This is a genomic window from Mycetocola sp. Y719 (assembly GCF_056713205.1).
On sequence record NZ_JBWYGY010000002.1, the window covers coordinates 378,692 to 403,626 of the forward strand.

A 24,935-nucleotide genomic window follows, 5' to 3' on the forward strand; every position below is an offset into this window, starting at 1 on the left:
TGCAACGAACACGGAGTCGAAAAAATCGTGACTGGCTGGTCCACCCTGCAAAACGTCGTCTTCTCCACCGATGGCGACCCCGACGTCCTGCCGCTCTATGCGGACCCGGAGACGTGGACGCAGATCGGCGGGGAGACCGTCAGGATCAGTGAGAACGCGCACATCGAGGACGTCCTCTCCCGGTCGAGCATGCGCATCCCCGCCGGACGCCGTATCTCGTTCGCGAGCTACTTCAACGCATTCCCCGCCTCGTACTGGCAGCACTGGTCGAACGTCCGCTCGGTCCGCCTGACCGTGACGACGACCGGGGAGGGCACCGTCCTGGTGTTCCGCTCCAATTCGCAGGGGATCCAGCAGAGCGTGACATCGCGTGCCGTCAGCGGTACGTCCGAGACCGTCGTCGACCTGCCCGTCACGTCCTTCGGGGACGGCGGGTGGTACTGGTTCGACATCGTCGCCGAGAACGAGCCCGTCATCCTCGAGCACGGCACGTGGGCGACGGACGCCCCCGAGGTCACCACGGGCAAGGTCTCCCTCGGCATCACGACGTTCAACAAACCGGACTACTGCGTCGAGACGCTGGCGACCCTCGAGTCGAGCGCCGAACTGCTCCGTGAGATCGACCGCATCTTCATCGTCGACCAGGGCGACCAGCGGGTCGCTGACGAAGCGGCGTACCCTGAGCTCGCCTCGCGACTCGGCGACAAGCTCGAGATCATCACCCAGTCGAACCTCGGCGGTTCAGGCGGATTCGCCCGGTCGATGGCAGAGACCCTCGACCGCCCGGAGAGCGACTACGTGCTGCTCCTCGACGACGACGTGAAAGTGGAGCCGGAGAGCATCCTGCGCGCGCTGCGGTTCGCCAGGCACAGCCGCCGTCCGACGATCGTCGGCGGGCACATGTTCGACCTGCTCGACCGACCAGTGATGCACGCGTTCGCCGAAGTCATCGACCCGGTCCCCTTCGTCTGGCAGACCCAGTTCAAGGACAACTTCCCGCACGACTTCCGCGTGTCGAACCTCAGGCAGACCCGGATGCTCCACGCCCGGATGGACTCGGACTACAACGGCTGGTGGTTCTGCCTCATCCCGACCGCCGTGATCCGCAAGGTCGGCCTCTCGTTGCCGGCCTTCATCAAGTGGGACGACGCCGAGTACAGCCTCCGCGCCCGTGAGCACGGCTTCCCGACCGTGAGCTTCCCCGGTGCAGCACTCTGGCACGTCTCGTGGATCGACAAGGACGACGCCATCGACTGGCAGGCCTACTTCCACGCCCGCAACCGCTTCGTGGCCGCCCTGCTCCACTCGCGCCACAAGCGCGGCGGCAAGCTCCTCAAGGACAGCAGGCGCTGGGATCTCAAACACCTCCTGTCGATGCAGTACTACGCCGTCAGCCTGCGGCACCAGGCCCTCGTCGACATCCTCTCCGGCCCCGACCACCTCCACGCCACGATGCCGACCCAGCTCGCCGTCCTGCGCAAGGAGGCCGGGTCGTTCCGGGAGAAGCAGGTGCTCCGCACCGACGACGAGACACCGATCACGAACCAGGGCAAACAGGTCTACGAGGCTCCGTCAGGCACCCAGCAGGCCAAGGGACCCCGTGGTGTCCCCCTGGTCGCGTTCACGGCCAGGATGGTCGCCAGGCACTGGCTCACAGACCCGAGCGAACGTGACAGGGACCGGCCCCAGGTGGAGCTGTCGAAACGCGATGCGACCTGGTTCCGCTCACCCGCCTTCGACAGCGCCCTCGTCTCGACCGCTGACGGGTCAGGCAAGGTCTGGTACACCCGTGACCGCCGTGCCTTCCGTCGGATGCTGCGCGAGAGCATCCGCCTGCACAAGGAGATCGGCGACAAATGGGACGAGCTGTCGCGCCAGTACAAGAACGCCCTGCCGACGATCACGTCCGTCGACGAGTGGCGGAAGACCTTCGAGAAGTAGGACGTACTCGGAACACACGCGAAACCGCGCCGGGCGAAACTCAGCCCGGCGCGGTTTCCTGCGTTACGCGCCGCCGAGGGCTGCTGAGAGCTTGTTGTTCCACATCGACAGCGCCGACCCGATGGCCATGTGCATGTCGAGGTACTGGTATGTGCCGAGGCGTCCGCCGAACCAGACGTCCTTCTCCCCCGCCTGCAGGTCGCGGTAGGCCAACAGGCCTGCGCGATCGTCCGCGGTGTTCACCGGGTAGTACGGCTCGTCGTCCCTCGTGGCGAATCGGGAGAACTCCCGCATGATGATCGTCTTGTCGGTCGGGTAGTTGTCCCGCTCGGGGTGGAAGTGCCTGAACTCGTGGATGCGCGTGTACGGCACGTCGGCGTCGGCGTAGTTCATCACGGGGGTGCCCTGATAGTCCCCGATCGGCAGCACCTCCTGCTCGAAGTCGAGGGTGCGCCAGGACAGCTCTCCTGCCGAGTAGTCGAAGTACCTGTCGACAGGTCCGGTGTAGACGACAGGGACCTGCCCGACGACGGCGGCCTTGTTGATCGGTTGGGACTCGTCGAAGAAGTCAGTGTCGAGCCTGACCTCGATGTTCTTGTGGTCTGCCATCCGCTCGATCCACGCCGTGTAGCCGTCGACCGGGAGGCCTTCCCAGGTGTCGCTGAAGTACCGGTTGTCGTAGTTGTACCGCACGGGCAGCCGCGAGATGACCTCGGCGGGGAGGTCGGTCGGGTCTGTCTGCCACTGCTTGGCCGTGTAGTCGCGGATGAACGCCTCGTAGAGCGGGCGCCCGATCAGGGAGATGCCCTTCTCCTCGAGGTTGGCCGCGGTCTTCGAATCGAATTCGGATGCCTGCTCGGCGATCAGGGCGCGTGCCTCGCCCGGCGAGTACGCGGCTGAGAAGAACTGGTTGATGGTGCCGAGGTTCACCGGCAGCGGGTACACGACGCCCTTGTGGTTGGTGTAGACCTTGTGCTCGTAGTTCGTGAACGCCGTGAACCTGTTGACGTACTCCCACACCACCGGGTTCGACGTGTGGAAGAGGTGGGCGCCGTACTGGTGCACCTCGATCCCTGTCTCCGGGTCCGCGGCGCTGTAGGCGTTACCGCCGATGTGGTTCCTGCGGTCGATGACCACGACCCGGCGTCCGAGCTCTGCTGCGCGCTCCGCGATGGTGAGGCCGAAGAACCCCGATCCGACGATGACGAGGTCTGCATTCACGTGGGGGCTCCTCAGCGGATCAGTGCGCGGGCGCGCGGTCAAAGCCCCAGCCTAACAATCGGACAGCCGGGAGCCGAACGCGGGCGGCTCAGGGACCGGTTCTGCTACTCGTTGGGTGACTCTTCGATAACGGGCGCGTCCGGCGTACCTGAGATGGCGCAGGAGAACTCGGCCGGTACCGCGTCTGAGCCCGTCGGGGTGAACGTGCCGGCGAGGAAGACGTACCAGAGGCCGCCGTTCAGCTGCGTTGTGCCTGGCGAGTCCCAGTCGAAGTCGGCCGGCTCGTAACCGTTCTCCTCGGCCCAGGTCGCCTGGAAGTCGACGCACACCTCGGTGAGCGCGACAGGCGTCCACTCCGCGGGCGTCGAGGTCGCCGGAGGGGTGGTCGCCGTGCTTGTCGGTGTCGGCGTCGTCGTCGAGCCCCGCGGGATCGTCGAGGTCCTGGTGGGCTCAGGCGCCGGGCTCGAGCATGCCGTGACCGCCAGTGCGGCGATCAGCAGGAGCCCTGCGATCGAGAATGTCCTGACGTTCCTCACGGCGTGACCCCGTTCCCCTATTGTGCTCCGCCGCCGCCGATGACGAGCCGGGGAGTCCCGACCCATGCCTCGGGGCTGGTGGAGTTACGACCGTCGACGAGAAGGCGGATGCCGGGAAGGTCGGCGGCCGTGAGTGCCTTGTATTCAGCGTGGTCGGCCTGGACGATGGCCAGGTCGACCGCCTCGCCGACCGCGTACGGCGTGAACCCGAACCGGGCGAGCTCCTCATCCGTGTACAGCGGGTCATGCACAAGCACGGTCGCGCCGCGGGACGCCAGCGCCTCGACGGTCGGGAACACACCGGAGAACGCGGTCTCCTTGACTCCGCCGCGGTAGGCGGCACCGAGGACGACGGCACGCAGGCCCGTCAGGTCGCCGAGGACATTCGCTGCCTGGCCGACGACGCGTTCAGGCATCGACGCGTTCAGCGTCCTGGCCGTGCGGACGATCTCGGCGTTCTCGTCCGTGGAGAGGTAGAGGCGCGGGTACACGGGGATACAGTGTCCCCCGACGGCGATGCCCGGGCGGTGGATGTGGCTGTATGGCTGCGAGTTGCACGCGTCGATGACCGAGTAGACGTCGATGCCGACCTGGTCGGCGAAGATCGCGAACTGGTTGGCGAGTCCGATGTTGACATCGCGGTACGTGGTCTCGGCGAGCTTGGCCATCTCAGCGGCCTCAGCAGAACCGAGGTCCCAGACGCCGTTCGGCCGCGGAAGGTCGGCTCGCTCGTCGAAGGTGAGGACCGCGTTGTAGAACTCGGTGGCGCGGGCTGCGCCTTCGGGGCTGAGGCCACCGACGAGCTTCGGGTATTTCTTCAGGTCGGCGAAGACGCGGCCGGTGAGGACACGCTCCGGCGAGAAGACGAGGTGGAAGTCGGTCCCCTCGACGAGGCCAGACCCTTCCTCGAGCATGGGCTTCCACCTGGTCCTCGTCGTGCCGACAGGAAGTGTGGTCTCGTAGGAGACGAGGGTTCCGGGGGTGAGGTGTTCGGCGAGTGAGCGGGTCGCGGCATCCATCCACGCGAAATCGGGGGCCCAGGTCTCGTCGTTGACGAACAGGGGGACGACGAGCACGACGGCGTCAGCCCCCGGGATGGCTTCGGCGTAGTTCGTCGTGGCGCGGAGACGGCCGGCTGGGACCAGCTCGGAGAGCTTCTCCTGCAGGTGGTCTTCCCCGGGGAACGGCTCGATCCCCTGGTTGACGAGGTCGACGGCCGACGGGTTGACGTCGACTCCGATGACCTCGTGCCCCGCGTCCGCGAACTGGACCGCGAGGGGAAGGCCGATTTTTCCGAGGGCAACTACCGCAATACGCATGGACTCAATCCTATGTGCCTTCGCGGTCAGTACCGGTTCCCGAGGTCGAGGCTCGAGACGTAGCCTGTCCGTCCGTTCGAGGTGACGCGGTACCAGAGCCTGACGCTGTCGAGCGCTTCGACGTTGGACCCAGCCGCGATCGTGAAGGCGGCTCGCCCGCCCGCCGTCGTCCTGGCCACGGTGGTCTTCGTCACGCGCATGTTTTCGACAGGGAACGTCGCCACACGCGAGATCTTGCCGTTGAAGTGTTCGTAGACGATCCGGGAGAGTGCGGCGACCCCTGCTTTCGTCGCTCCTTTGTAGCCGATGATGACGACCGAGTATGTGCCGCCGGGCGCGTACACGAGACCGGCGTCGATCTGGGTCATCCCCGACGACACCCACAGCTCACCGGGTTTGGTCGCGATTCCGACACCGGGCGGAACGCTCGACCCGATGCGTGAGCGCCAGATCTGTTCTTTCATCAGCTTGAGCATGTACGCCGAGCTCGCAGCGCTGAGCAGCGTGCCTGAGTTGAGGCGGAGGAGCAGCGTCGTGAGATCGTTCGTTGTGCTGGTCTTGTACGAGTAGTACTTGCCCTTCCAGTTCCCCGCGTAGTGCGTTCCCGAGTAGCCCTCTGCGGCGAACATCGCGTTCATCGTGTTGGCCCCGATCAGCCCGATGATGTCACTGTGGCAGTAGTTGTCCGAGATGTGGATCATTGCGCGCAGGCACTGGGCGAGGGTGTACCCGGACGCCAGCTTCGTCGAATAGTACAGACGGCCCTGGTCGATCCTCTTCATGGCCGCGTATGCAGCGAACAGCTTGATGCTGCTCGCCGGTTCGGCGGTGTTGCCGCCGCGGACGCTGACGGCCCGCTTGAGCCCTCCCGCTTCGAATGCCGAGACGTTGTACCCACCGGGCAGGCCGGGCATGGCCGCGTTCAGCTTGTTCACCAGCGCCTTTTCGGACGCGGCCTTGGTCTGGGAGTTCGCCGTGGAGCAGGCGACGAGTCCGGCGACGCCTGCGCCCAGGGTTCCGGTGCCTCCGACAAGGGTCACGGTCTGGGCCGCCGACCTGCCGGTGATGTCGGCTTTGACGGCGTCGGGGACGCATCCGGCCTGGGACGGGTAGACCGGGCCGGGCTGGGCGGCCACCAGGGAGGCGACGCCGAGGGCATCCGCGTAGTTCGCACCGCTGGCGAGATAGGCGCGGGCCGCTGTCGGGTAGAGCAGGGTGTTCAGGCTGATCGCGGCCGAGTACTGGTCGGCGCCGTCAGCCCTGTTCACGGTCGGGATGAAACCGCGGAGCGCTGTCTCGATGCCCGCAGAGATGGTGGAGGTGCCACCGACGAGGATCACCCGCGTCACTCCGAGCGCGACGAGCTGGTTCCTGGTCGCCTGGTCGAGAGCCGCACTGCTGCCATCGACCGGGATGAGGGGCTGCTTCAGCTGCCCTGCCGCGCCCATGGCCGGGACGACGCCGAGCCAGGTCCGTCCGGAGACCAGAATTGCGGTCTGTGCCGTCTTGAAACCGCTCGCCACGATGGCCCTCGCCGATGCGTATGCCTCTGCGGACCCGATGCGTGTCACGTCAGGGGCAACGTTCGCCCGCAGCGCCTGCACGACGGCGTCGCTGATCTTCGATGTGTCACCGACGACGACGATCTTCGTGGCTTTGAGCCGGCGGATCTCCGTGACGGTGGGCGTCGAGATGGATGTCTGGGTCGACAGGAGCAACGGCGCCCCGGCAGCGGCTGCGACCGGCCCTGCGACGAAGTTGTCTGCGAAGGTGACGGACGAACCGAGGTACACCACAGGGGCTCCGGTCGCATAGGTCGCCTTCGAGACGGCGATCGCACTGGCCGTGCGATCGGCACCGCCGACCCGTGAAACGGTCGGAGTCGTCGCCGCAGCGGCTCGGGGCGAAGCTGGCGCAGCACTCGCGGTCTGGGCGGTTGCGAGCAGACCGAGAACGATCACCGACGCCAGGACCGAGCTGATCAGACCCCGTGGTCGCCGTGCTGCTTCCGTCTGTGGATTTGCCGTGTCTTCGCTTACCGCTGCCATTCGTGGCTCCCTCGTCACCTCAGCGGAGACTAGCATGCACCCCCCGTTTGGGGGAATTGAGCGCCCGTAGGGGGCTGGATCAGCGCAGCCCGCGGACCAGTGCAGACGCCGTGATCATCCGCAACGGCGCCTCCCTGGAGAAAAAGTGACGCAGGTCGCCAGGGAGGAGTGACCCGGGGCGGACGAAGTGCCGACGCGCTTGGCCCAGGTCGATGAGTCGCTGCGTCGATGCCGTCGGGTCCTGGATGGCATCGAGAAGTCGCCCGTCGGCCCTGGACAGGATGCCTGCCGCCGCCGGGGCGACCGCCAGGAGAGCCCGGGTCATCTCGGCGAGGTCGAGCCGATCGGACTGTGTCCACCCGGCCGGACTCGGTCGATTGGTGACGATTCCGAAGATGTGAATCCTGAGCAGCTTGATCACCAGGGCGAGTCTCTGCCCTGCCGAGAGGTTCGCGAACCGCGAATCCTCGACGAGGAGCCGCATGAATGCCACGTCGGCACTGACCGGCTTGACCCCCATTGTCACCCTGTCGCCCGCGTCGCTGTGGATCAGGTACGCGGGTCCGTGTCGGTCGAAGCTGATCGGGAGTCCGCCGAACCAGACGGCGGTGACGTAGGCGACGTCTTCACCTGAGCCGAGTCCAGCAACGAAGCGCTCGGCCCCGAACTCCTGCGTCGACACGAGCCCGAGCGGCGCGCTCCGATACGACAGCCTGTCCTTCACCCCGTCGAGATTCCTTCTCCGGCCAGGACGCACCGGTGGCGTCGGGACGTCTCTTCCACCCGCATGACGAAGCCTGGGGACTACGACGGCGGCGTGATCCCGGTCGGCGAGCGCCAGCCAGGAGTCGATGGCGCCAGGCTCGAGTTCGTCGTCCGATCCCATCACCGAGGTGAACCGCGCCGTCGCCGAATCCAGCCCGAGATTGAACGGACCGGTCGGGCTGTGGATCCCGTCGTGCAGTTCGAGCAGGCGCAGCCGCGGGTCGTCGACATGCCCGGCGAGCCCGGCACGGATGCCCGCTGCCGGAGTGTTGTGGCAGACGACGGTGACCCGGAACGCCGCCCGGTTGTGGTCGAGGATCGAGCCCACGGCCCTGGAGATCGGTCGTCGCGGGTCGTGGACGGGGATCACCACGTCGACATCGGGATTCGAGCTCACCCGTCGACGGTATCAGCCCACGGTTCGCCGCCTTCGGCCTCCGGGCGCAGGAATCGCCGGAGTTCCCGTGCCGATGCCCGACCGTCGTGGACCTGGCGGACGAATTCGACGCCGTCCCTGGCGATCGAGCGATAGTGCGCGCGCCGCTCGAGCACGTCGAGGATCACGTCCCTGATGGTCGCCGGCGTGGCTTCGACGACCGGGAGGCGGAAGCCGGTCGTGCGGAGGACGTGTTCCCGTGAGAACTCGTCCACATGCCCGAGGACGATTCGTCCTGCTGCGAGGGCTTCGCAGGCGGCGACCCCGTAGAGTCCGAGCCGGAACTGGTCCAGGACGACGTCTGCGCGTTTGTACAGGTCAGGCATGAGGTGGGCCTGCACTCCCTCCATCCGGAGATATTCGATGATTCCGGCATCATGCAGGTCGCGGAGGATCGGGTCGATCAGGGCGGAACCCTTCATCGTCGGGCTGCTGGGGACATGGGCGACGACGGGTCGCTCACGAACCAGGACGCCGTCCGCCGCTGCCCACACCGCCGGGTCGATCACGACAGGCAGCCATCTGCCGGCAGGGAAATCGCGCAGAAGGTCGGGCGTGGACACGTAGACGGGCGCCCCGATCTCGGCGAGGAGCGCCCGGTTGCTCAGCGCCTGCTCCTCGAGCGCCGGGACGAGGTCCCACTCGCTGTCACGGAACGGCGACCACTCGTCACGTTCGGCGTGCCGGCTCGGCAGTCGCAGGTCACTGCCGTGCGACACCATCGCCACGGCGATGCCCCTTTCTCTGAGGTCGGCGATCTCCCGGGCGGGCGACGTGTCGAAGAGGGAGCCGAAGATGCTCCGCTCGGCTTCGATGAGGACGTGGGTGAACCCCCTGGTCACGGCCTCATGCTGTGCCGCCTGCCACCGGCCCGACCTGGTGAAGACTTCGACGGGCACAGGGTTGTCGATCGGGAATCCGTAGTTCCGCTCCGACCGGTACTGCATGCTCACGGCGCCCACCCCTGGGAGGAGTTCGGCGGATCGTGCCCAGGCGTAGCCCTGTCCTGCGAAGTTCACCGGAGCGACATAGAGCCGGATGTCAGCCGAAGGCTGGTCGGGCGGCGAGGGGATGTCCTCCTCGCGAAAGCCGAACTTCGCGGGGTTCAGGCGCATCTCGTAGCGTTCAGGAGCGAGGGCGAGCAGCGCCCCGGCGATTCGCCGCAGCGGTCGCGACCAGGCCGCTCGCGCGGATGTGAACTGCGAAATCACCGTGGAGATCATCCACTCCATTATCGGCGGACGCGGGCACCCTTCGGTAGCCGCACCGTGGACACGGACGGAAGCCGCAGGTTCAGCGTTTACAATGGCTTCCTGTGACGGGTGACCAGAAGACAGGACGGATGCCGTCGGTCGCGCCCGCGCCCGGCGCGATCGCCCGCCCGCCCCGCCTGGATTCCCTCACCGGCCTGCGGTGGTTCGCCGCCTTCGCGGTGTTCGCGCACCACATGACGAACATCGCGCCGCTCCCCGGCGCATACGCGCTGAGTTTCGGCTCATACGGCGTCACGTTCTTCTTCGTCCTCTCCGGCTTCGTCCTGACCTGGTCGGCCCGCCCGGGAACGGCGACGTCGACGTTCTACTGGCGTCGCTTCGCCAGGATCTACCCGTCGCATTTCATCGCGCTGCTGCTCGCCATCCCGGTCTTCTACAGCTTCTCCCCCGCCGCGGACGAGTGGTGGGTCAAGCCGGTGAACGTCGGCATCCTCGCGCTGTCCTTCGTCCTGCTGCAGGGCTGGTCACGCGACCCTGTCATCCTCTTCTCCGGCAACCCGGCCGCGTGGACGCTCACCTGCGAGGCGTTCTTCTACGCCCTCCACCCGGCGATCAACCGCGTCTTCGGCCGCCTTCAGGTCAAGGGCTCGCTTCTTCTCGTCGGCGGCGTCGTCGCCGTTGCCTTCCTCTACCGCTTCGGTGTGATGGCTTTCCCCTCTTCCTGGCTGGCCCAGGCTCCGCTGCCGGTCGTTCGCCTGAGCGAGTTCGTGATCGGGATGGGCATCGCCAGGGCAATGCTCGCGGGGTGGCGGGTCCGCCTCTCACCGGTGTGGTGCTACCTCGGCGCCGGCGCGCTGATCGCCTTCTTCGCACTCTCGATCCGCTGGTCGGGAAACTCCGTTGTCGACTTCTTCCGCGCGACTGCGAACGAGTGGATCATCCTGACCTGCGCCGTCACGATCGCCGCCGTCGCGTGGAGCGACATCACCGGGAAGCGTTCGATCATGCGGTGGCGTCCTTTCGTCCTGCTCGGTGAGTGGTCGTACGCCTTCTACCTCGTGCACGCGACCGTCATCTACGCGCTTCTGGCCGTCGTCGGACAGCAGCCGAAGGGCTGGGGAAACCTCCTCTGGTACGCGGCCCTACTCGTCGTCACCGTCGCCGCTGCCGCCGCCCTGCACTACCTGGTCGAGCGTCCGTGCGAACGCTTCCTGCGGTCGTGGTGGGACCGCAGGCTCGAGCGTCGCGCCCTGAAGGCGATCGACGAGCCCGCCGAGGCGACTCCGGCGGGAAGCACGCCGTCCGGCCCGAAGGCCTAGCCGTTCGTTCTCTCACGTCGGCCGATGAGGTCGGCGATCGCCGTGTCCCAGATGGCGACCTGGCTGTCTGCGTTGAGGACGGCGGCCGTCCTGGTCGACGCCGCTTTGAACCCTGAGACCGACTCGACGGTGAGCGCGTCGAGTGCATCGGCGAGCGCCTGCGCCGTGAAATCCGTCGCGACGATGCCGAGTCCGTTGTCTCGCACGATGGACTCCATCTCCGGAGACGGCCCGACCACGATCGCCAGGCGCGCCTGGACGAAGTCGAAGATCTTGTTGGGCAGTGCCCACCGGTAGCTGAAGTTCACAGGAGGAAGGACGAACACCCCGACATCGAATCGGTTGAGTGTCGGGATCAGCTCGTCGTACGGCACGGGTTCGTTCACCCGGATCCCTCCGATGGCCGCGCCACGCGTCCGCAGTTCCTCGATGTATGCCGGGTCGTTCGCGGTCAGGTACAGGTCAAGCGTGGGTCTGGTCTGAGTGAGCGCAACGGCCTCGAGCATGATCTCGAGTTTGCGGTTGCGCAGGCCAGCCCCGCTGTGGACGAGACGCAACGGTGTCGTGGCTTCCGATGCCGGAAGTTCCCAGTACGGCGCTGCGTTCGTCACCACACCGGGCAGGAAGCCGAAGTCGGCCTGATACTGGCCGGCAAGCCCCTGGCCCACCGTGGTCCACGAACTCGCCTTCGACACGTAACGCCTGCACAACCAGCGGTAGTACGGGGCCAGCCAGCGCATCCAGCGCGGGTTCTCGGTCCGCAGCTTCGGCGTGTACTCGTGAAGGTCGGCGTGGACGCCGTGCCTGGCTTTCAGCGTCAGGGCGAGAGGTACCGTCTCAACGTCGTTCGCGAGAACGACATCCCACTCCCCCGCCGGGAGGTTCTTCGTGCACCACGCGACCGCGCTTGTGCGCCAGTACGTCGCGTTGAAGAGCCTCAGTGCCAGTGTCGGGGGGAAGAAATCATTCTGCGGCTGGTCGTCAGGGATCCGGATGTGCCTGGTCACGCCATCGGGCGCGTCCCCGTATCCGCACGTGGTGACGTCGTAGCTGCCGACGAAGTGGCGGACCTGCTTGAGGACCCTGGCGTCGCCGTCGATCGGCGAGAACGACAGGATCAGGAGCTTGGGTGCTGAACTCATCTCACGGTTCTTTCGGAGTCGGTGGCGATCGTCACGATCAGTTCTGGAGGAAGGTGCTGAGGACGTCGGCGGAGAACCGGCCGTCGTGGACGGTGTCCACGTAGGTCCTGCCCTGTTCCCCGATCGGACGGTACCGGGCGGGATCCGCACAGATGTCGCGGATCACGGCCTCGATCGAGTCGGCGGTCGCCTCGACGATGGGAAGCTCCAGCCCGGTCTGTGCCTGCACGTACGCCCGTGACTGGTCGGTGACATGGCCGACCACGATCCGCCCGGCCGCCATGGCCTCACACGCGGCGACTCCGAACGAGCCGATCCGGAACTGGTCGAGGACGATGTCAGCACCGCGGTAGATACCGGGCATCTCGGCCGCAGGGACGCCCTGGACGCGGTGGTACTCGATCAGTCCTTCGTCCGCGAGCCTCCCGAGCACCGGATCGATGAGATCCGACCCCTTGAGGACACCCTTGCTGGGCGCGTGGACGACCCTCGGCCGCTCGGACTCGAGCAGCCCTGCGTCGTTGTGCCATGCGGCCGTGTCGACCACGACAGGAAGCCATTGCCCCTCAGGGACGTCCATGAGAAGGTCCGGCGTCGACACGAACACCGGTGCGTCGACCGCGTCGAGCACGGCACGGTTCGCCTGCGCCTGCTTCTCGAGGACTGCCGTGTCCGGATACCGGGAGTCGGCGAACGGGGACCACGGGTTCGCTGCGGCGTGCCTGCTGGGGAGCCGGATGTCGCTCCCATGGCAGAGCATGGCCAGCTTCAGCCCTGAGCGCTGAATGTCCCGTGCCTGTTCGGCGACGCTCTGGTCGTAGACGCGCCCGAAGAGGTGTCGCTCAGCCTCGATGATGACGTGGGTGAACGACGCGAGGACGGAGCGTTTCTGCTCGCGTTGCCATCGGCCGGAGAGCACGAACGCGCCGACGGGGACCGAGACGTCCACCGGGAAACCGAAGTCGGTGTCGAGTCGGTACGCCATGCTCACGGCCCCGACCCCCGGCAGACGCTCTGCGGCGCGGGCCCACTGCCAGCCCTGTCCTGCCCAGTTGACCGGGGCGATGTACAGGCGGATCGTCGTGTCAGGGCCGACGGTCGGAACGGGTACCTTCGACACGTCGAACCGGTACCGCCCGGGCAGGACGGCGACGAGCACGCGATCAGGGACGCGTCGCGTCAGGAAGCTGAGGACCCGGAGGACCACTGGCGGCAGCACTATCGGCCCTCCCTCTCTCCTGTGGTTGCATTCTGCCTCATCGGTCGAGCCGGTAAAGCAGGAAACGCGTCAGATTGGACTCGCGGGCGAGCATCCTGAACGGGTTTCGGGTGAGGATGTGGTCCAGGCGCGACGCCGTCCGATGCCGCTCGGTCGCCGACACCAGCGACTCGACGGTCGACCGGGAATCGAGAACCGCATCGAGCAGGGCACGGTCGGCGCGGGACAGCGGGGCGACCGCCGACGGGGAGTGACCGGCAACAGCGCTGGCACTCGACCGGAGGTCTGCGACGTCGTCAGGACCCCATGCCCCGGCGCTGGACCGGGTGATGGCCGCCCCGAGAACGTGGATGCGCAGGAGCTTCGTCACGAGGGATCGTCGTACCTGTGGCGAAGACGCCGCCACCCAGTCACGGCCGACGAGGTCGAGCACGGCGGCCATCGCCTCGCGGATCGGGCGTGCCTGTGTCGTCACCCGGGATTCCGCGTCGGCTCCGATCACGTAAGCGGGAGCCGTCCTGAGGTAGTCGATGCGCGCGCCTGCCGTCCACATGCGGGCGCTGAATGCCATGTCCTTGCCCACCGGCATCCCTGCCGTGAACTCGAGCCCCAGCCTGCGCACGACGTCGAGGCGCAGCAGGCCGAGCGGGGCCGTGCGGTAGAACAGCCGGTCCTTGACCGGGTCGAGATGGGTCGAGCGGTGCCACCGGGTCAGCGGATTCCTCAGGAGCTCGCCGTGCTGGTGACGGAGCGGGACGAGCGCAGCATCCGGGTTGCTCCCGGCCACGTGCGCGATCCAGGCGGCCATGGCACCCGGCTCGAGGAAGTCGTCTGATCCCATGATCGACACGTGCGGTGCGGTCGCGACCGTGAGTCCGTGGTTGAACGGTCCAGCAGGGCTCCTGATGCCGTCGACGAAGTGAATGAGTTCGACATCACCGGACTCGAGCATGCCGGTCAACTGGGCTTCGATTCCCGCTGTCGGGATGTTGTGGCAGATGACGAGGACACGGACCTGCCCTGCCGGTGTCCCGTCCAGGATGGACTCCACCGTCCGCCTGATCGGGCGGGTGACGTCGTGGACGGGAACGATGACGTCGACGAGCACGGGAACGGCCGGCGCCTGGGCGTCGTTCACCGCGCTAGTCGACAAGGCCTGCGAGCCGCGCCTGCACCGAGAAGTCCTCGACATCACGGACGACCTCGGCGAACGTGCCGTTGGTGACGATCCGCCCGTCACGCATGAAGACGACCTGGTCGTTGTCGCGGATGGTGGAGAGCCGGTGAGCCACGGAGATGATCGTCACCTGTCCCCTCAGCTCCCTGATCGCGATCGACACGTCTGACTCCGTCTTGGTGTCGAGAGCGCTCGTCGCCTCGTCGAGGACGAGGATGAGCGGGTCGCTGTACAGGGCACGGGCGATTCCGAGCCGCTGCCGCTGCCCGCCGGACAGAGACATCCCGCGTTCACCGACCCTGGCGTCGATCCCGCCCGCCCGAGAGGAGACCACTTCCCAGAGCTGTGCTCGTTCCAGTGCCTCACGCACGCGGGTCCTGTCGTAGTCGCCTGTCCAGGACAGTGCGACGTTCTCGGCCACGGTGCCGTCGAAGAGGGCGACGTCCTGGGGGACGTAGCCGACGCGGGACCGCCAGTCGGCGAGCACACCCTCGAGCGGCACACCGTCGATGAGGATGTCGCCTTCCGAAGGGACGAGCAGGCCGAGGAGGATGTCGACGAGGGTGGATTTCCCGGCCCCGGACGATCCGACGAGACCGACTGTGCTTCCCATCGGGATCGTCAGGTCGATCCCGTTGACGGCGGGCCGGTCCCCTCCCGGGTAGGTGAAGGCCACATCCCGGAGCTCGAGCAGTCGCGGTTCGCCCTGAAGAGGATCGTGGCCGATGCGCTCACCGCGCTCGAGGTAGCCCTCAGCCTTGTGGATGTCGCCCATCACTGCCTTGACCTGGGGGATGTTCGAGTGGGTCTGGGTGATCACGGACTGGAACCCGGTGAGCGAAGGGACCAGCCGGAACCCGGCGACCGCGAACAGTGCCACCGCCGCGAACGCGCCGGCCATCCCGCCGGAGAAGTAGGCGACGCCGCCGACGAGGATGAACCCGCCGACGAGTGCTGACTCCAGCACGAACTTCGGCACCGCACCGAGGAAGCTGAGATTCGCCCGCGCGCGCGTGGTGTGCAGCCGGTTCGAGTGGATCACACCGGCGACCTCTCCGGCCTTGTTGCGCAGCGTGATCTCCTTGAGCGCTGACACCATGTCGGTCATCAGGCTCGCCACCTTGAACGAGTAGTCACGGTTCACCCGGCCGGCCTCCACCGATTTCCTGGACACCCAGAAGTAGAGCAGGAACGCGATGAGGCCCAGGTAGACCACCGTGACAAGGGCCGTGACCGGCTGAGCGATCACGATGACGACGAGGACCGAGATCGACGTCGTGAAGAGTGTGGGGAGGCTGAGGACGGGCAGGAGGAATCCGGCGACCACTGCGGCGATCCCGACGTCCGCCATCCTGACCAGCTGGGAGGTGTTCCTCTGCAGCCGTTCCGTCCACGGGGCCTGGATGTACGCCCCGAAGAGGCGGTCGCCGATCTCGAGCTCGTACTTGGCGAAGCGTCTGGTGGCGCGCCACTGGAGCAGCACGCTCAGGCCCGACTTGAGGATGATCAGGCCGGACACGGCCACGAGGATCCACACGTACCCAGACTGGTCGATCGTGCCGACGACCGGCAGTGTCACAGGATCCGACTGCACCATCGCCGCCATCGAGAGGGCGAGCAGGCCGATCGCAGCGACGTCGAGCAGCGCAAGGGCCGACGAGAGGATGACGTATATCGACAGGAAGCGGCGGGCTCGGGGTGGCAGCAGCGGCAAGAGTTGTTTCAGGGTCTGCCAGAGGAGTTTCACGGATCGTCTACCTTCGGGGGATCGAAATCCCATGATCCCACAGTTCCCTGATCGCCCGGTCAGGCCAGACACCCGCCGGGTGGCGACGAACTAAGATGACTCCTCGTGAAGATAATCAGTGTCGTCGGGGCCCGCCCGCAGTTCGTGAAGCTCGCTCCCATCGCCAAGGCGGCCACACTGGCAGGCGTCGACCACGTGATCGTCCACACCGGCCAGCACTACGACCCGATGCTGTCCGACGTCTTCTTCCAGGACCTCGGGATCCCCGCGCCTGACGTCCACCTCGGGATCGGTTCCGGGTCCCACGGTGTCCAGACGGGCGCGATGCTCGCAGCCCTCGACGCCGTCTTCGAGGAGGAGCAGCCGGACTGGGTCCTCGTGTACGGCGACACGAACTCGACGGTGGCCGCCGCGCTCAGCGCCGTCAAGCTGCACTTCAAGCTGGCTCACCTCGAGGCCGGGTTGCGGTCGTTCAACCGGCAGATGCCCGAGGAGCACAACCGCGTCCTCACCGACCACGCCGCAGACGTGCTCTTCGCTCCGACCACGGTCGCGGCCGAGCACCTGGCGAACGAGGGCCTGCGCGACCGCACCGTCGTCGTCGGCGACGTCATGACCGATGTCCTTCTGCTCATCCGGGACGAGATCGCCGGGAAGCCGTCTGAACTCGTCGCCGAGCTCGGGCTCACACCCGGCGAGTTCCACGTCGCGACGATCCACCGTGCGGAGAACACCGACGACCCCGCGCGCCTCAGGCAGATCGTCGACGGGCTGGCAGCGCTCGAGCACCGCGTGGTGCTGCTCGCTCACCCGCGTGTCGTGGCGAAGGCGGCCGAACACGGCATCGACCTCACGGCCGGTTCACTCCTCGCCCACGCCCCGCTCGCCTACCCGGACCTCATCGCGGCTGTGGCATCGAGCCGCGGAGTGATCACCGATTCCGGTGGGCTCCAGAAAGAGGCATTCCTTCTCCGTGTCCCGTGCACGACGGTGAGGACCGAGACCGAATGGGTCGAAACGGTCGAACTCGGCTGGAACGTCCTCGCGAACACGAAGGACGAGATCGCCGCGGCAGCGACACGCCCCCGCCCTGCCGAGACCGATGCGACCCCGTACGGCGACGGCGATGCGGCCACGAGGACGATCGACTACCTGATCGCGAACTGACCGCAGGCACCCGGGCGGTTCCGGCGGGCGGTCAGGCCCGGCCGGCGAGCCTGGCGATGCAGCCGTCCCACACATCCACCTGCGGTCCTGCGGACAGCTCACGGGCGGCCGCGTCTGCATTCGCCTTGTAGGCCGAAACGGAGTCGACGGTCAGTCCGGCGATCGCCGCTCGCAGTGCGTCGATCGAGAAGTCAGTTGCGACGGCGCCGAGCTCGAAGCGGTCGACGTACTTCGCCATCTCGGCCGAGGGCCCGACCACGATTCCCAGGCGGGCCTGGACGTAGTCGAACATCTTGTTGGGGAGCGCCCACTCGTTGTTGAAGTTCACCGGCGGCAGGAAATGCACTCCGACGTCGAACGCGTTCAGAGTTCTCACCAGGTCCGAATAGGGCACTGGGTCGTGCAGCGTGATCCGGTCGGACTCGTCTGCGCCCTGCCGCAGTTCGGCGAGGTACGCGGGATCGTTCGCGGTGAGGTACAGGTCGAGGGTCACGTCCGCCGGCGACCCGCTGACCGCTGCGATGAGGGTGTGGATGTTCCGTTTCCGCAGCGCCGCCCCGCTGTGCACAAGGCGAATCGGCTCCCCGACCGGCTGCGGGGCGACGTCGGCGAACGGAGCGGCGTTCGTCACCAGCAGCGGCCGGAAGCCGAAATTCCGCTCGTACTCCTTCGCCAGCCCCTCGCCGACCGTCGTCCAGGACTGGGCCTTGCTGACGTACCGTTTGCAGAGCCATTCGTAATACGGGGCGATCCGGCGGAGCCAGCCCTCGAATTCGGCATGGAGGCGGGGGCTGTACTCGTGCAGGTCTGCGTGGACACCACGCGCGGGGGCGAGATGCAGCGCCAGGGGCACGGTTTCGACGTCGTTCGCCAGGATCACGTCGAACGGACGGCCGGCCAGCGCCTTCCTGGCCCACGTGACGGCGCCGAGGCTCCAGTAGGCGCGGGAGTAGAGGTGAAGGGTGATCAGCCGGCCGTTCAGATCGTTGGCCGGCACCTCATCGGGGATCTGGATGTGCTCGTCGACGCCGTCCGGCCTCGGCCCGTAGCCGCACGTCGTCACCGAGTAGGTCGAGGCGAACCGTTCGACCTGTTTGAGGACGCGGGCGTCGGTCGCGATCGGAGAGAACGACAGGATGAGGAGCTTGGTTGCTGAAGGCACGACCCAAGTTTCGCATTTCTTTCCGGCCGTCGCGTGCACCGGCGCTCGTCACAGCCGGCGGCGCGGCAGCGTCAGAGTCACTCGCCCCGGCCGGGTTCAGCGATCGCGCCGACGCTCGATCAGCGAACCGTACAACCGCAGCAGGCGTTCCGATTCACCCTGCCAGGTGAGCTCGGGCGCCGCCAGGCGGATCGCGGTTCGCCGTTCGCTCGTGGATGACAGGGCGGATGTGATCGCGGCGGCCAGTTCGCTGGCGGGCATCTCGGTCGCGACGACCTCACCGACGTCGTAGTGGCGCACGAGACGCGCCGCATCGACGATGTCTGTCGCCACGATGGGGATGCCGGCCTGGATGGACTCGAAGAGTTTGTTCGGCAGTGAGTACTCGTAGCTCAGACACGCCGGTCGGGTCAGGACGAGCGAGACGTCGGCGTCGGCGAGGGCGGCCGAGACCTCGTTCGACGGCACAGCGCCAACGAAGTGGACCCTGCCGGCGAGTCCGAGCTCGGCGACCCGCGCGTCGAGACCGGCCCGGTAGATCTCCGATCCGAACCCGAGCAGGACGAAGTGCACGTCATCTGGCAGGAGCGGCAGGGCTTCGATCGTCTCTTCGATCCCGCGGTTCGTCGTGATTCCGCCGCAGTAGGCCAGGACTCGGTCCCCGGATCCGAGGCCGGCCAGTTCCCGCAGGCGACCGTCCTGAGGCTCGGGGACGCTCCCGGTGAAGACCGGGATGTTCCGCACGAGCACCGGCTGGTCGCGCAGGCGGAAGCGGGACTTCAGCCAGTCGGCGATGCTGGGAGAGACCGTGACGACGGCGGCGGCTCGTTTCGCGCCAACACGTTCGTAGAGCCGCTCGAAACGTTTGGCGACGGGACGGTCCGCGCTGATGTTGCGCTCGGTCCACAGTTCATGCGAGTCGTACACATAGGGCACCGACAGGCGGCGTCCGACGGACAGCGCGGCGATGAGGGTGTTGGCGTCGTGGGCGTGGATGACGTCAGGACGCCAGCTGGTCATGTGGGAACTCGCCCGCATCCAGAACGACCCCTGTTTGATCGTGGCGTCGGCGCGGCGCCACAGGTCGATGGCCAGCCCTTTTGCCCCCTTGCCTGCTGCAGGCCGCGGCGCCGACGTGGGCGTGGGTTTCGGCGAGGCCGGGGTGACCGTGGCGGTGGTCTCCTGCTCCGGATGCGCCCCCGTCGGCGTGTATGTGGGGACCGGTCGTCCGAGGAGGCGGCGCGCAGACAGACCCCATCGCGTCAGGAGGTGGGCGATTTCACGGAGCGGGACCCGGTCGATCTCGACGGGCCCTGTCTCCAGGCCGGGGCCGAAATGGCCGGTTCTGGAGGAGAAAGCGAAGATCCGCACATCCGCCCCCGCCTCGGCAGCCGTCGCAGCGATCTTCAGCACGCGGGTGTCCGCGTAGGTGTCGTTGTAGACGACGAACGCGATCCGCGGACGCCTGCCGTCGATCGTCGGAAGTGATTCGTTGCTGTATGTTCCCATGGTCAGTTCCCGACCCTTCGTGTGCGCGCAGCGGACACGGCTTGCGCCGCGAGAGTCCCTGCGGTCTCCAGCGAGGCGTTCTTCCTGGACCAGCTCGCGAGGCGATCGGGGTCCCAGGTCCTGGTGCCGCCGAGCATGGTGGTGAGGGCATCGGCGACGGCGGCGACCTCGTAGTCGACGGCGAGGCCCAGATCGGCGGAGCCGATGATCCCGCCTGCCGGGCCCGGCCCGCAGAACAGCACAGGGGTCCCGCACGCGACGGCCGCGAAGATCTTGGTGGGGATGGCGAAATCGTAGCCCTGCCCCGGTTTCAGGCTGACGGCGGCGACCCTGGCCGACCGGAGCTGCTCGGCCGCGCGTTCGGGAGCGACGACGTCCCTGAATTCGACGAGCCCGGGGGCGACGTCGGCGGCGAGCTCCTGCAGGGCGTCCCACGCACTCCCCTGGCCCAGGAAGACCAGGGTCGCGTCGGGGACACGGCGTCGAACCTCCGGCATCGCGCGGACGAAGATGTCTGCGCCTTGCCATTCGGATGTCGTCCCCGCGTAGATGACGACAGGCGCGGGGCGGGAATCGGCACCGGCCGGCGCGAAGATGGCGGTGTCGATCCCGTTCGGGACGACGACCGTGCGGTTGTGTCCCGAGAGTTCTTCCACCCGGCCGGCGACACCGGTGCTCACGGCGATCACCCGGCTCGCGTGACGCAGGACGTGCGACTCGACGACGCGCAGCAGCCGGACGACTGCGCGCGGAGCGCCGGTCGACTCAGCGGCATCCGACCAGACATCGGCGGCGTAGTACACGTATGGCGCCCGCCGGAGCGCTGCCACGACACGGACCACGATCCCCGTCGTCGGGGGCGGTTCGCTCACGTACACATCCGCGCGTCTGCCGAACAACAGCCGGAACGCGAGCGGGACGTCGAAGCTCAGGTACTGGAGGTAGCCCCTGACATACCCGTCACGATCGCGGAGCACGGGGAAGCGCCTGACCCGTACGCCCGGACGGGTCGAGGACGCCTCCGCCGACCTGGTAGACGTGGTCGTGACCGTGACCTCGTGCCCTGAGGCGTCGAGAGCGTCAGCGAGGGCGGCCAACCGGAATGACGCGGCGGCCGGCTCCGGTGAGAATATCCGACTCGCGATCGTGACGCGCATCGCCCTAGAACTCGACAGACTTCCCCGTCTGGGCAGACTCGATGACGCCCTCGACGACGGCGAGCGTGCGGAGGCCCTCCTCCATGGTGACGACGTCAGTGCGCAAGCCGAGCACGGCGTCACGGAATGCCTCGTGCTCCACCCGCAACGGCTCCCTCTTGTTGAGGGCGAATCGGGTGACGTCTCCTTCGGAGACGCCCCTGAACGCGGAGACGTATTCCCATTCGGTCGGGAAGGTGCCGTTGGCGTAGAAGGTCAGATCGCCGCTGTTCGTGTCGGCCACGTAGGCGCCGCGCTCACCGGTGACGATGGTGACGCGTTCTTTCATCGGGCTGAGCCAGTTGACGACATGGTTCACGATGATGCCGTTCTCGAGCCGACCGGTGGCGAGGATCATGTCCTCGTACGCCCTGCCGCTCTTGTGCATCGTCTGCGCGAAGATCGTCTTGTGCGGCGACTGGGCCACCCAGGCCGTGAGGTCGACGTCGTGGGAGCCGAGGTCCTTGGCGACGCCGACGTCGGCGATGCGCGACGGGAACGGCCCCTGACGACGGGTGGCGATCTGGTAGACCTCACCGACGTCCCCTGCGGCGATACGGCGGCGGAGTTCCTGCAGCGCAGGGTTGAAACGCTCGATGTGCCCGACGGCGCCGACGAGGCCCTTGGCCTTGAACGCGTCGACCATCCGTCGTCCGGCCTCGACGGAGTGCGCGATCGGCTTCTCGACGAGGGTGTGCACGCCGGCCTCGGCGAGGGTCAGCGCCGCGGCCTCGTGGAACGCGGTCGGAACGGCGACGACGGCCATGTCGATGCCCGTCGCGATGAGCGCGTCGATGTCGGGAAGGACGTCGAGCGATCCGGCGACACCGTGCGGGTCCCCGCCCGGGTCGGCGATGGCGACGAGGTCGACACCGGGAAGCTCACGGAGAACCCTGGCATGGTGGCGGCCCATCTGGCCGACTCCGAGGAGCCCGACCCGCAACTCGGCCACTATGCGCCGGCCTTCGCGACGGCGTTGACGGCTTCGACGATGCGAGCCAGGTCGTCCTGGGACAGTGAGGGGTGAACGGGCAGCGACACGACCTCTGCAGCGGCCTTCTCGGTCTCGGGGAGATCGAGACCTGGGGCGAAGTGGGTGAGCGAAGGGAGGCGGTGGTTCGGCACCGGGTAGTAGACGCCGCTTCCGACCGCGTACTCCTCTTTGAGCGCCGTGACGAAGCCGTCGCGGTCCTCGGGGACACGGATCGTGTACTGGTGGTACACGTGCACGGCGCCCGGGGCGACAGGGGGCACGGTGACGCCCTCGAGGTTCGCGTCGAGGAACGCGGCGTTCTGCTGCCTCGTCGTCGTCCACGCGCCGACCTTGGTCAGCTGGACGCGGCCGATGGCGGCGTGGATGTCTGTCATCCGGTTGTTGAGCCCGACGACCTCGTTCTGGTACTGGGTCTCCATGCCCTGGTTCCTGAACAGCTTCACCCGGCGGACGAACTCCTCGCTGTCGCAGGTGACCATGCCGCCTTCACCACTGGTCATGTTCTTCGTCGGGTACAGGCTGAACATCCCGAACCGACCGAAGGTTCCGACGCGCCTGCCATCCAGCTCTGCACCGTGGGCCTGTGCCGCGTCCTCGTAGAGGTCGAGTTCGTACTTCTCGGCGAGAGCGGAGAGCTCGGTTAGGTGGGCGGGGTGGCCGTAGAGGTGCACAGGCATGATCGCCTTGGTGCGGCTCGTGATGGCTGCTTCGACCGCGACCGGGTCGAGTGTGAACTGCGCGGGTTCGATGTCGACGAAGACCGGGGTCGCACCGGTGAGTGCGACGGAGTTCGCCGTTGCGGCGAAGGTGAACGACGGCACGATGACCTCGTCACCGGCGCCGACGCCTGCGGCCAGGAGGCCGAGGTGGAGGCCGGAGGTGCCGGAGTTGACGGCGACGCTCGCCCTGCCCTGCACCATGACGTCGGCGAATTCGCTCTCGAACCGGGCGACCTCAGGGCCCTGGGCGACCATGCCCGAGCGGAGGACGCGGTCGACGGCCTCGCGTTCCTCGTCTCCGATGATCGGCTTTGCCGGGGGGATAAAGGGCTTAGTCATGTGCGACTACCTCTCTGAGTGTGCCGTCGATTTCTTCGTACAGTGCCGAGGTCTCCGGGCACTGCCAGCCGGCATCCGTTTCGGTCAGGCGGAGGCCGGCTTTGCCGACCCAGCCGATGCGTTTGGCGGGAACTCCCGCCATGAGCGCGAAGTCGGGGACGTCACGGGTGACGACGGCGCCTGCGGCGATGGTGGACCAGGCGCCGATGGTGACGGGGGCGACGCAGACGGCGCGTGCGCCGATCGCTGCACCCTCGCGGATGGTGACACCGACAGGCTCCCAGTCGTGCGCGCTCTTCTGTGAGCCGTCCGGGTTGATGGCGCGGGGGTATGTGTCGTTTGTCAGCACGACGGCGGGTCCGATGAACACGCCGTTGCCGAGCTTCGCGGGCTCGTAGACGAGCGCGTAGTTCTGGACCTTGCAGTTGTCGCCCAGCTCGACGCCCGTCCCGATGTACGCCCCACGGCCGATGATGCAGTTGCGGCCGAGTTTCGCGTCCTCGCGAACCTGCGCCAGGTGCCAGACGGAACTCCCTTCGCCGATGTCCGCCTGCTCGGAGACGTCTGCCGACGGCACGATTCGGGCGTTGGGGTGAATACTCAAGTGGGCTCCTCGCACACATTCTGTCGACGGCTGGTGCGCACCAAGACTATAACGTTCTGTCACAATGGGCGTATGACCCCCGACGCTTCGAACGAGCCTGACGTTGCCGTCGAACGGGACTTCGGGGCGTGGATCATCATCCCGCTCTACAACGAGGCCACCGTCATTGGTCGCGTCGTCACCGAACTGCTCGAACGCTTCGTGCATGTCGTGTGCATCGACGACGGCAGCACGGACGGCTCAGCGGCGGTCGCCGCAGCGGCCGGGGCACGGGTACTGAGACACCCGGTCAACCTCGGCCAGGGGGCAGCGCTGCAGACCGGCCTCTCCTATGTGGCGCAGAAACCCGACGCGCGGTACATCGTCACGTTCGACGCCGACGGCCAGCACCGGATCGAGGACGCCGAGGGGATGCTCCGCGCGGCTCGCGAGCACGACGCTGCCATCATCTTCGGTTCCCGTTTCCTCGACGACCGCACACAGCCGGGCTGGCTGAAGAAGGTCATCCTGAAGACCGCGGTCTGGGTGACGAACCGCACCACGGGACTCCGCCTCACCGACGCACACAACGGCCTGCGCGTCATCCGGACGGATGCCGCGAGGCTCGTCGACCTGCAGCAGGACAGGATGGCCCACGCCACGGAGATCGTGTTCCAGCTGGGCAGGACGAAGCTGCCGTGGGAGGAGTACCCGGTCGAACTCCTCTACACCGACTATTCGAAGGGGAAGGGCCAGTCAGTGCTGAACTCGGTCAACATCCTCGTCGACCTTCTCGTGCGTTAGGACGAAGACCATGTGGATCCAGATCATTCTCGTCGTCGGCGTCGTCGTCGTCGGCCTCTTCCTCACCCGTCCGTCCGGACGCGACAGCCACCTGGCGCTGCGCCGTCTGTTCCTCGCGGCTTTCGTCGTCGTCGCGATCGGGTCCATCATCTTCCCGCAGTGGCTCACCTGGGTGGCCAACCTCGTCGGAGTCGGCAGAGGCACGGACCTCCTGCTCTACGGCTTCGTGCTCGCGTTCCTGATCTACGTGTCGACGACGTACCGTCGCAATGTGCAGCTGGACCGCAAACTGACCAGGCTCGCCCGTGAGATCGCCCTCGCTGAGGCGCGGATGGAAGACGCAGCAGCAGGTCAGGACGACCGGCGCTGAGACCGGCC

At 67.1% G+C, this 24,935-nt stretch carries 21 protein-coding genes; 5 read left to right on the top strand and 16 right to left on the bottom strand.

The window, feature by feature from the left end; all coding sequences use genetic code 11:
- The first annotated feature begins 27 nt into the window (after positions 1-27).
- Positions 28-1,941, top strand: coding sequence for a glycosyltransferase (locus tag AC1M0F_RS08180; protein ID WP_480237730.1), 1,914 nt, complete (start codon positions 28-30; stop codon positions 1,939-1,941).
- Positions 1,942-2,004: 63 nt separating this feature from the next.
- On the opposite strand, the gene glf is transcribed toward AC1M0F_RS08180, so the two are convergent.
- The 6 genes from glf to AC1M0F_RS08210 form a co-directional block, all read right to left on the bottom strand.
- Entirely contained in the window at positions 2,005-3,162 is a 1,158-nt protein-coding gene (gene glf / locus AC1M0F_RS08185) for a UDP-galactopyranose mutase (RefSeq protein ID WP_480237731.1), read from the bottom strand.
- 104 nt (positions 3,163-3,266) lie between these two features.
- Complete coding sequence (locus AC1M0F_RS08190) at positions 3,267-3,698, bottom strand: hypothetical protein (protein WP_480237732.1); 432 nt, start codon at positions 3,696-3,698, stop codon at positions 3,267-3,269.
- A 17-nt stretch (positions 3,699-3,715) separates the two neighbouring features.
- The gene (locus AC1M0F_RS08195) at positions 3,716-5,017 is read right to left on the bottom strand and encodes a nucleotide sugar dehydrogenase (RefSeq protein WP_480237733.1); all 1,302 of its coding nucleotides are present in this window, start codon (positions 5,015-5,017) and stop codon (positions 3,716-3,718) included.
- A 26-nt stretch (positions 5,018-5,043) separates the two neighbouring features.
- Positions 5,044-7,065, bottom strand: a complete 2,022-nt coding sequence (locus AC1M0F_RS08200) for a serine hydrolase (protein WP_480237734.1) — start codon at positions 7,063-7,065, stop codon at positions 5,044-5,046.
- A gap of 79 nt (positions 7,066-7,144) precedes the next feature.
- Positions 7,145-8,227 carry a glycosyltransferase family 2 protein gene (locus AC1M0F_RS08205; RefSeq protein WP_480237735.1) on the bottom strand — a complete coding sequence of 361 codons (1,083 nt, stop codon included), beginning with the start codon at positions 8,225-8,227 and terminating at the stop codon, positions 7,145-7,147.
- On the bottom strand, positions 8,224-9,489 hold the full coding sequence (locus tag AC1M0F_RS08210; protein ID WP_480237736.1) for a glycosyltransferase: 1,266 nt from the start codon (positions 9,487-9,489) through the stop codon (positions 8,224-8,226). The genes AC1M0F_RS08205 and AC1M0F_RS08210 overlap by 4 nt, the downstream gene beginning before the upstream one ends.
- A 92-nt stretch (positions 9,490-9,581) precedes the next feature.
- Here AC1M0F_RS08210 and AC1M0F_RS08215 point away from each other — a divergent pair, with 92 nt between their 5' ends.
- Entirely contained in the window at positions 9,582-10,799 is a 1,218-nt protein-coding gene (locus AC1M0F_RS08215) for an acyltransferase family protein (RefSeq protein ID WP_480237737.1), read from the top strand.
- Here AC1M0F_RS08215 and AC1M0F_RS08220 read toward each other — a convergent pair.
- Genes AC1M0F_RS08220 through AC1M0F_RS08235 form a run of 4 tightly spaced genes read right to left on the bottom strand, consistent with a single transcriptional unit; the run spans position 10,796 to position 16,084 of the window.
- On the bottom strand, positions 10,796-11,941 hold the full coding sequence (locus tag AC1M0F_RS08220) for a glycosyltransferase (RefSeq protein WP_480237738.1): 1,146 nt from the start codon (positions 11,939-11,941) through the stop codon (positions 10,796-10,798). The two genes, AC1M0F_RS08215 and AC1M0F_RS08220, sit on opposite strands and share 4 nt — an antisense overlap.
- Before the next feature lie 37 nt (positions 11,942-11,978).
- The gene (locus AC1M0F_RS08225; protein WP_480237739.1) at positions 11,979-13,160 is read right to left on the bottom strand and encodes a hypothetical protein; all 1,182 of its coding nucleotides are present in this window, start codon (positions 13,158-13,160) and stop codon (positions 11,979-11,981) included.
- A 37-nt stretch (positions 13,161-13,197) separates the two neighbouring features.
- Positions 13,198-14,298 carry a glycosyltransferase family A protein gene (locus AC1M0F_RS08230; protein ID WP_480237740.1) on the bottom strand — a complete coding sequence of 367 codons (1,101 nt, stop codon included), beginning with the start codon at positions 14,296-14,298 and terminating at the stop codon, positions 13,198-13,200.
- A 4-nt stretch (positions 14,299-14,302) separates the two neighbouring features.
- The gene (locus tag AC1M0F_RS08235; protein ID WP_480237741.1) at positions 14,303-16,084 is read right to left on the bottom strand and encodes an ABC transporter ATP-binding protein; all 1,782 of its coding nucleotides are present in this window, start codon (positions 16,082-16,084) and stop codon (positions 14,303-14,305) included.
- A gap of 105 nt (positions 16,085-16,189) precedes the next feature.
- On the opposite strand from AC1M0F_RS08235, the gene wecB reads away from it, so the two are divergent.
- The gene (gene wecB / locus AC1M0F_RS08240) at positions 16,190-17,251 is read left to right on the top strand and encodes a non-hydrolyzing UDP-N-acetylglucosamine 2-epimerase (protein ID WP_480237742.1); all 1,062 of its coding nucleotides are present in this window, start codon (positions 16,190-16,192) and stop codon (positions 17,249-17,251) included.
- 31 nt (positions 17,252-17,282) lie between these two features.
- Here wecB and AC1M0F_RS08245 read toward each other — a convergent pair whose 3' ends face one another.
- The 6 genes from AC1M0F_RS08245 to AC1M0F_RS08270 all read right to left on the bottom strand — a co-directional run bounded on the left by AC1M0F_RS08245 (position 17,283) and on the right by AC1M0F_RS08270 (position 23,774).
- Positions 17,283-18,413, bottom strand: coding sequence for a glycosyltransferase family protein (locus AC1M0F_RS08245; RefSeq protein ID WP_480237743.1), 1,131 nt, complete (start codon positions 18,411-18,413; stop codon positions 17,283-17,285).
- 96 nt (positions 18,414-18,509) lie between these two features.
- Positions 18,510-19,922 (bottom strand): glycosyltransferase family 4 protein, encoded by a 1,413-nt coding sequence (locus tag AC1M0F_RS08250; RefSeq protein ID WP_480237744.1) that lies wholly within the window; start codon positions 19,920-19,922, stop codon positions 18,510-18,512.
- Positions 19,923-19,924: 2 nt separating this feature from the next.
- Positions 19,925-21,079: a glycosyltransferase family 4 protein gene (locus AC1M0F_RS08255; protein ID WP_480237745.1), complete on the bottom strand. Its 1,155-nt coding sequence runs from the start codon at positions 21,077-21,079 to the stop codon at positions 19,925-19,927.
- A 4-nt stretch (positions 21,080-21,083) separates the two neighbouring features.
- Positions 21,084-22,070, bottom strand: coding sequence for a Gfo/Idh/MocA family oxidoreductase (locus AC1M0F_RS08260; RefSeq protein ID WP_480237746.1), 987 nt, complete (start codon positions 22,068-22,070; stop codon positions 21,084-21,086).
- Complete coding sequence (locus tag AC1M0F_RS08265) at positions 22,070-23,170, bottom strand: DegT/DnrJ/EryC1/StrS family aminotransferase (RefSeq protein WP_480237747.1); 1,101 nt, start codon at positions 23,168-23,170, stop codon at positions 22,070-22,072. The genes AC1M0F_RS08260 and AC1M0F_RS08265 overlap by 1 nt, the downstream gene beginning before the upstream one ends.
- Complete coding sequence (locus AC1M0F_RS08270) at positions 23,163-23,774, bottom strand: acyltransferase (protein ID WP_480237748.1); 612 nt, start codon at positions 23,772-23,774, stop codon at positions 23,163-23,165. Before AC1M0F_RS08270 ends, AC1M0F_RS08265 begins: the two co-directional genes overlap by 8 nt.
- 72 nt (positions 23,775-23,846) lie before the next feature.
- Between AC1M0F_RS08270 and AC1M0F_RS08275 the strand changes: the two genes are divergently transcribed.
- Positions 23,847-24,557: a glycosyltransferase family 2 protein gene (locus AC1M0F_RS08275; protein ID WP_480237749.1), complete on the top strand. Its 711-nt coding sequence runs from the start codon at positions 23,847-23,849 to the stop codon at positions 24,555-24,557.
- 10 nt (positions 24,558-24,567) lie between these two features.
- The gene (locus tag AC1M0F_RS08280) at positions 24,568-24,927 is read left to right on the top strand and encodes a DUF2304 family protein (protein WP_480237750.1); all 360 of its coding nucleotides are present in this window, start codon (positions 24,568-24,570) and stop codon (positions 24,925-24,927) included.
- Positions 24,928-24,935: the final 8 nt, after the last annotated feature.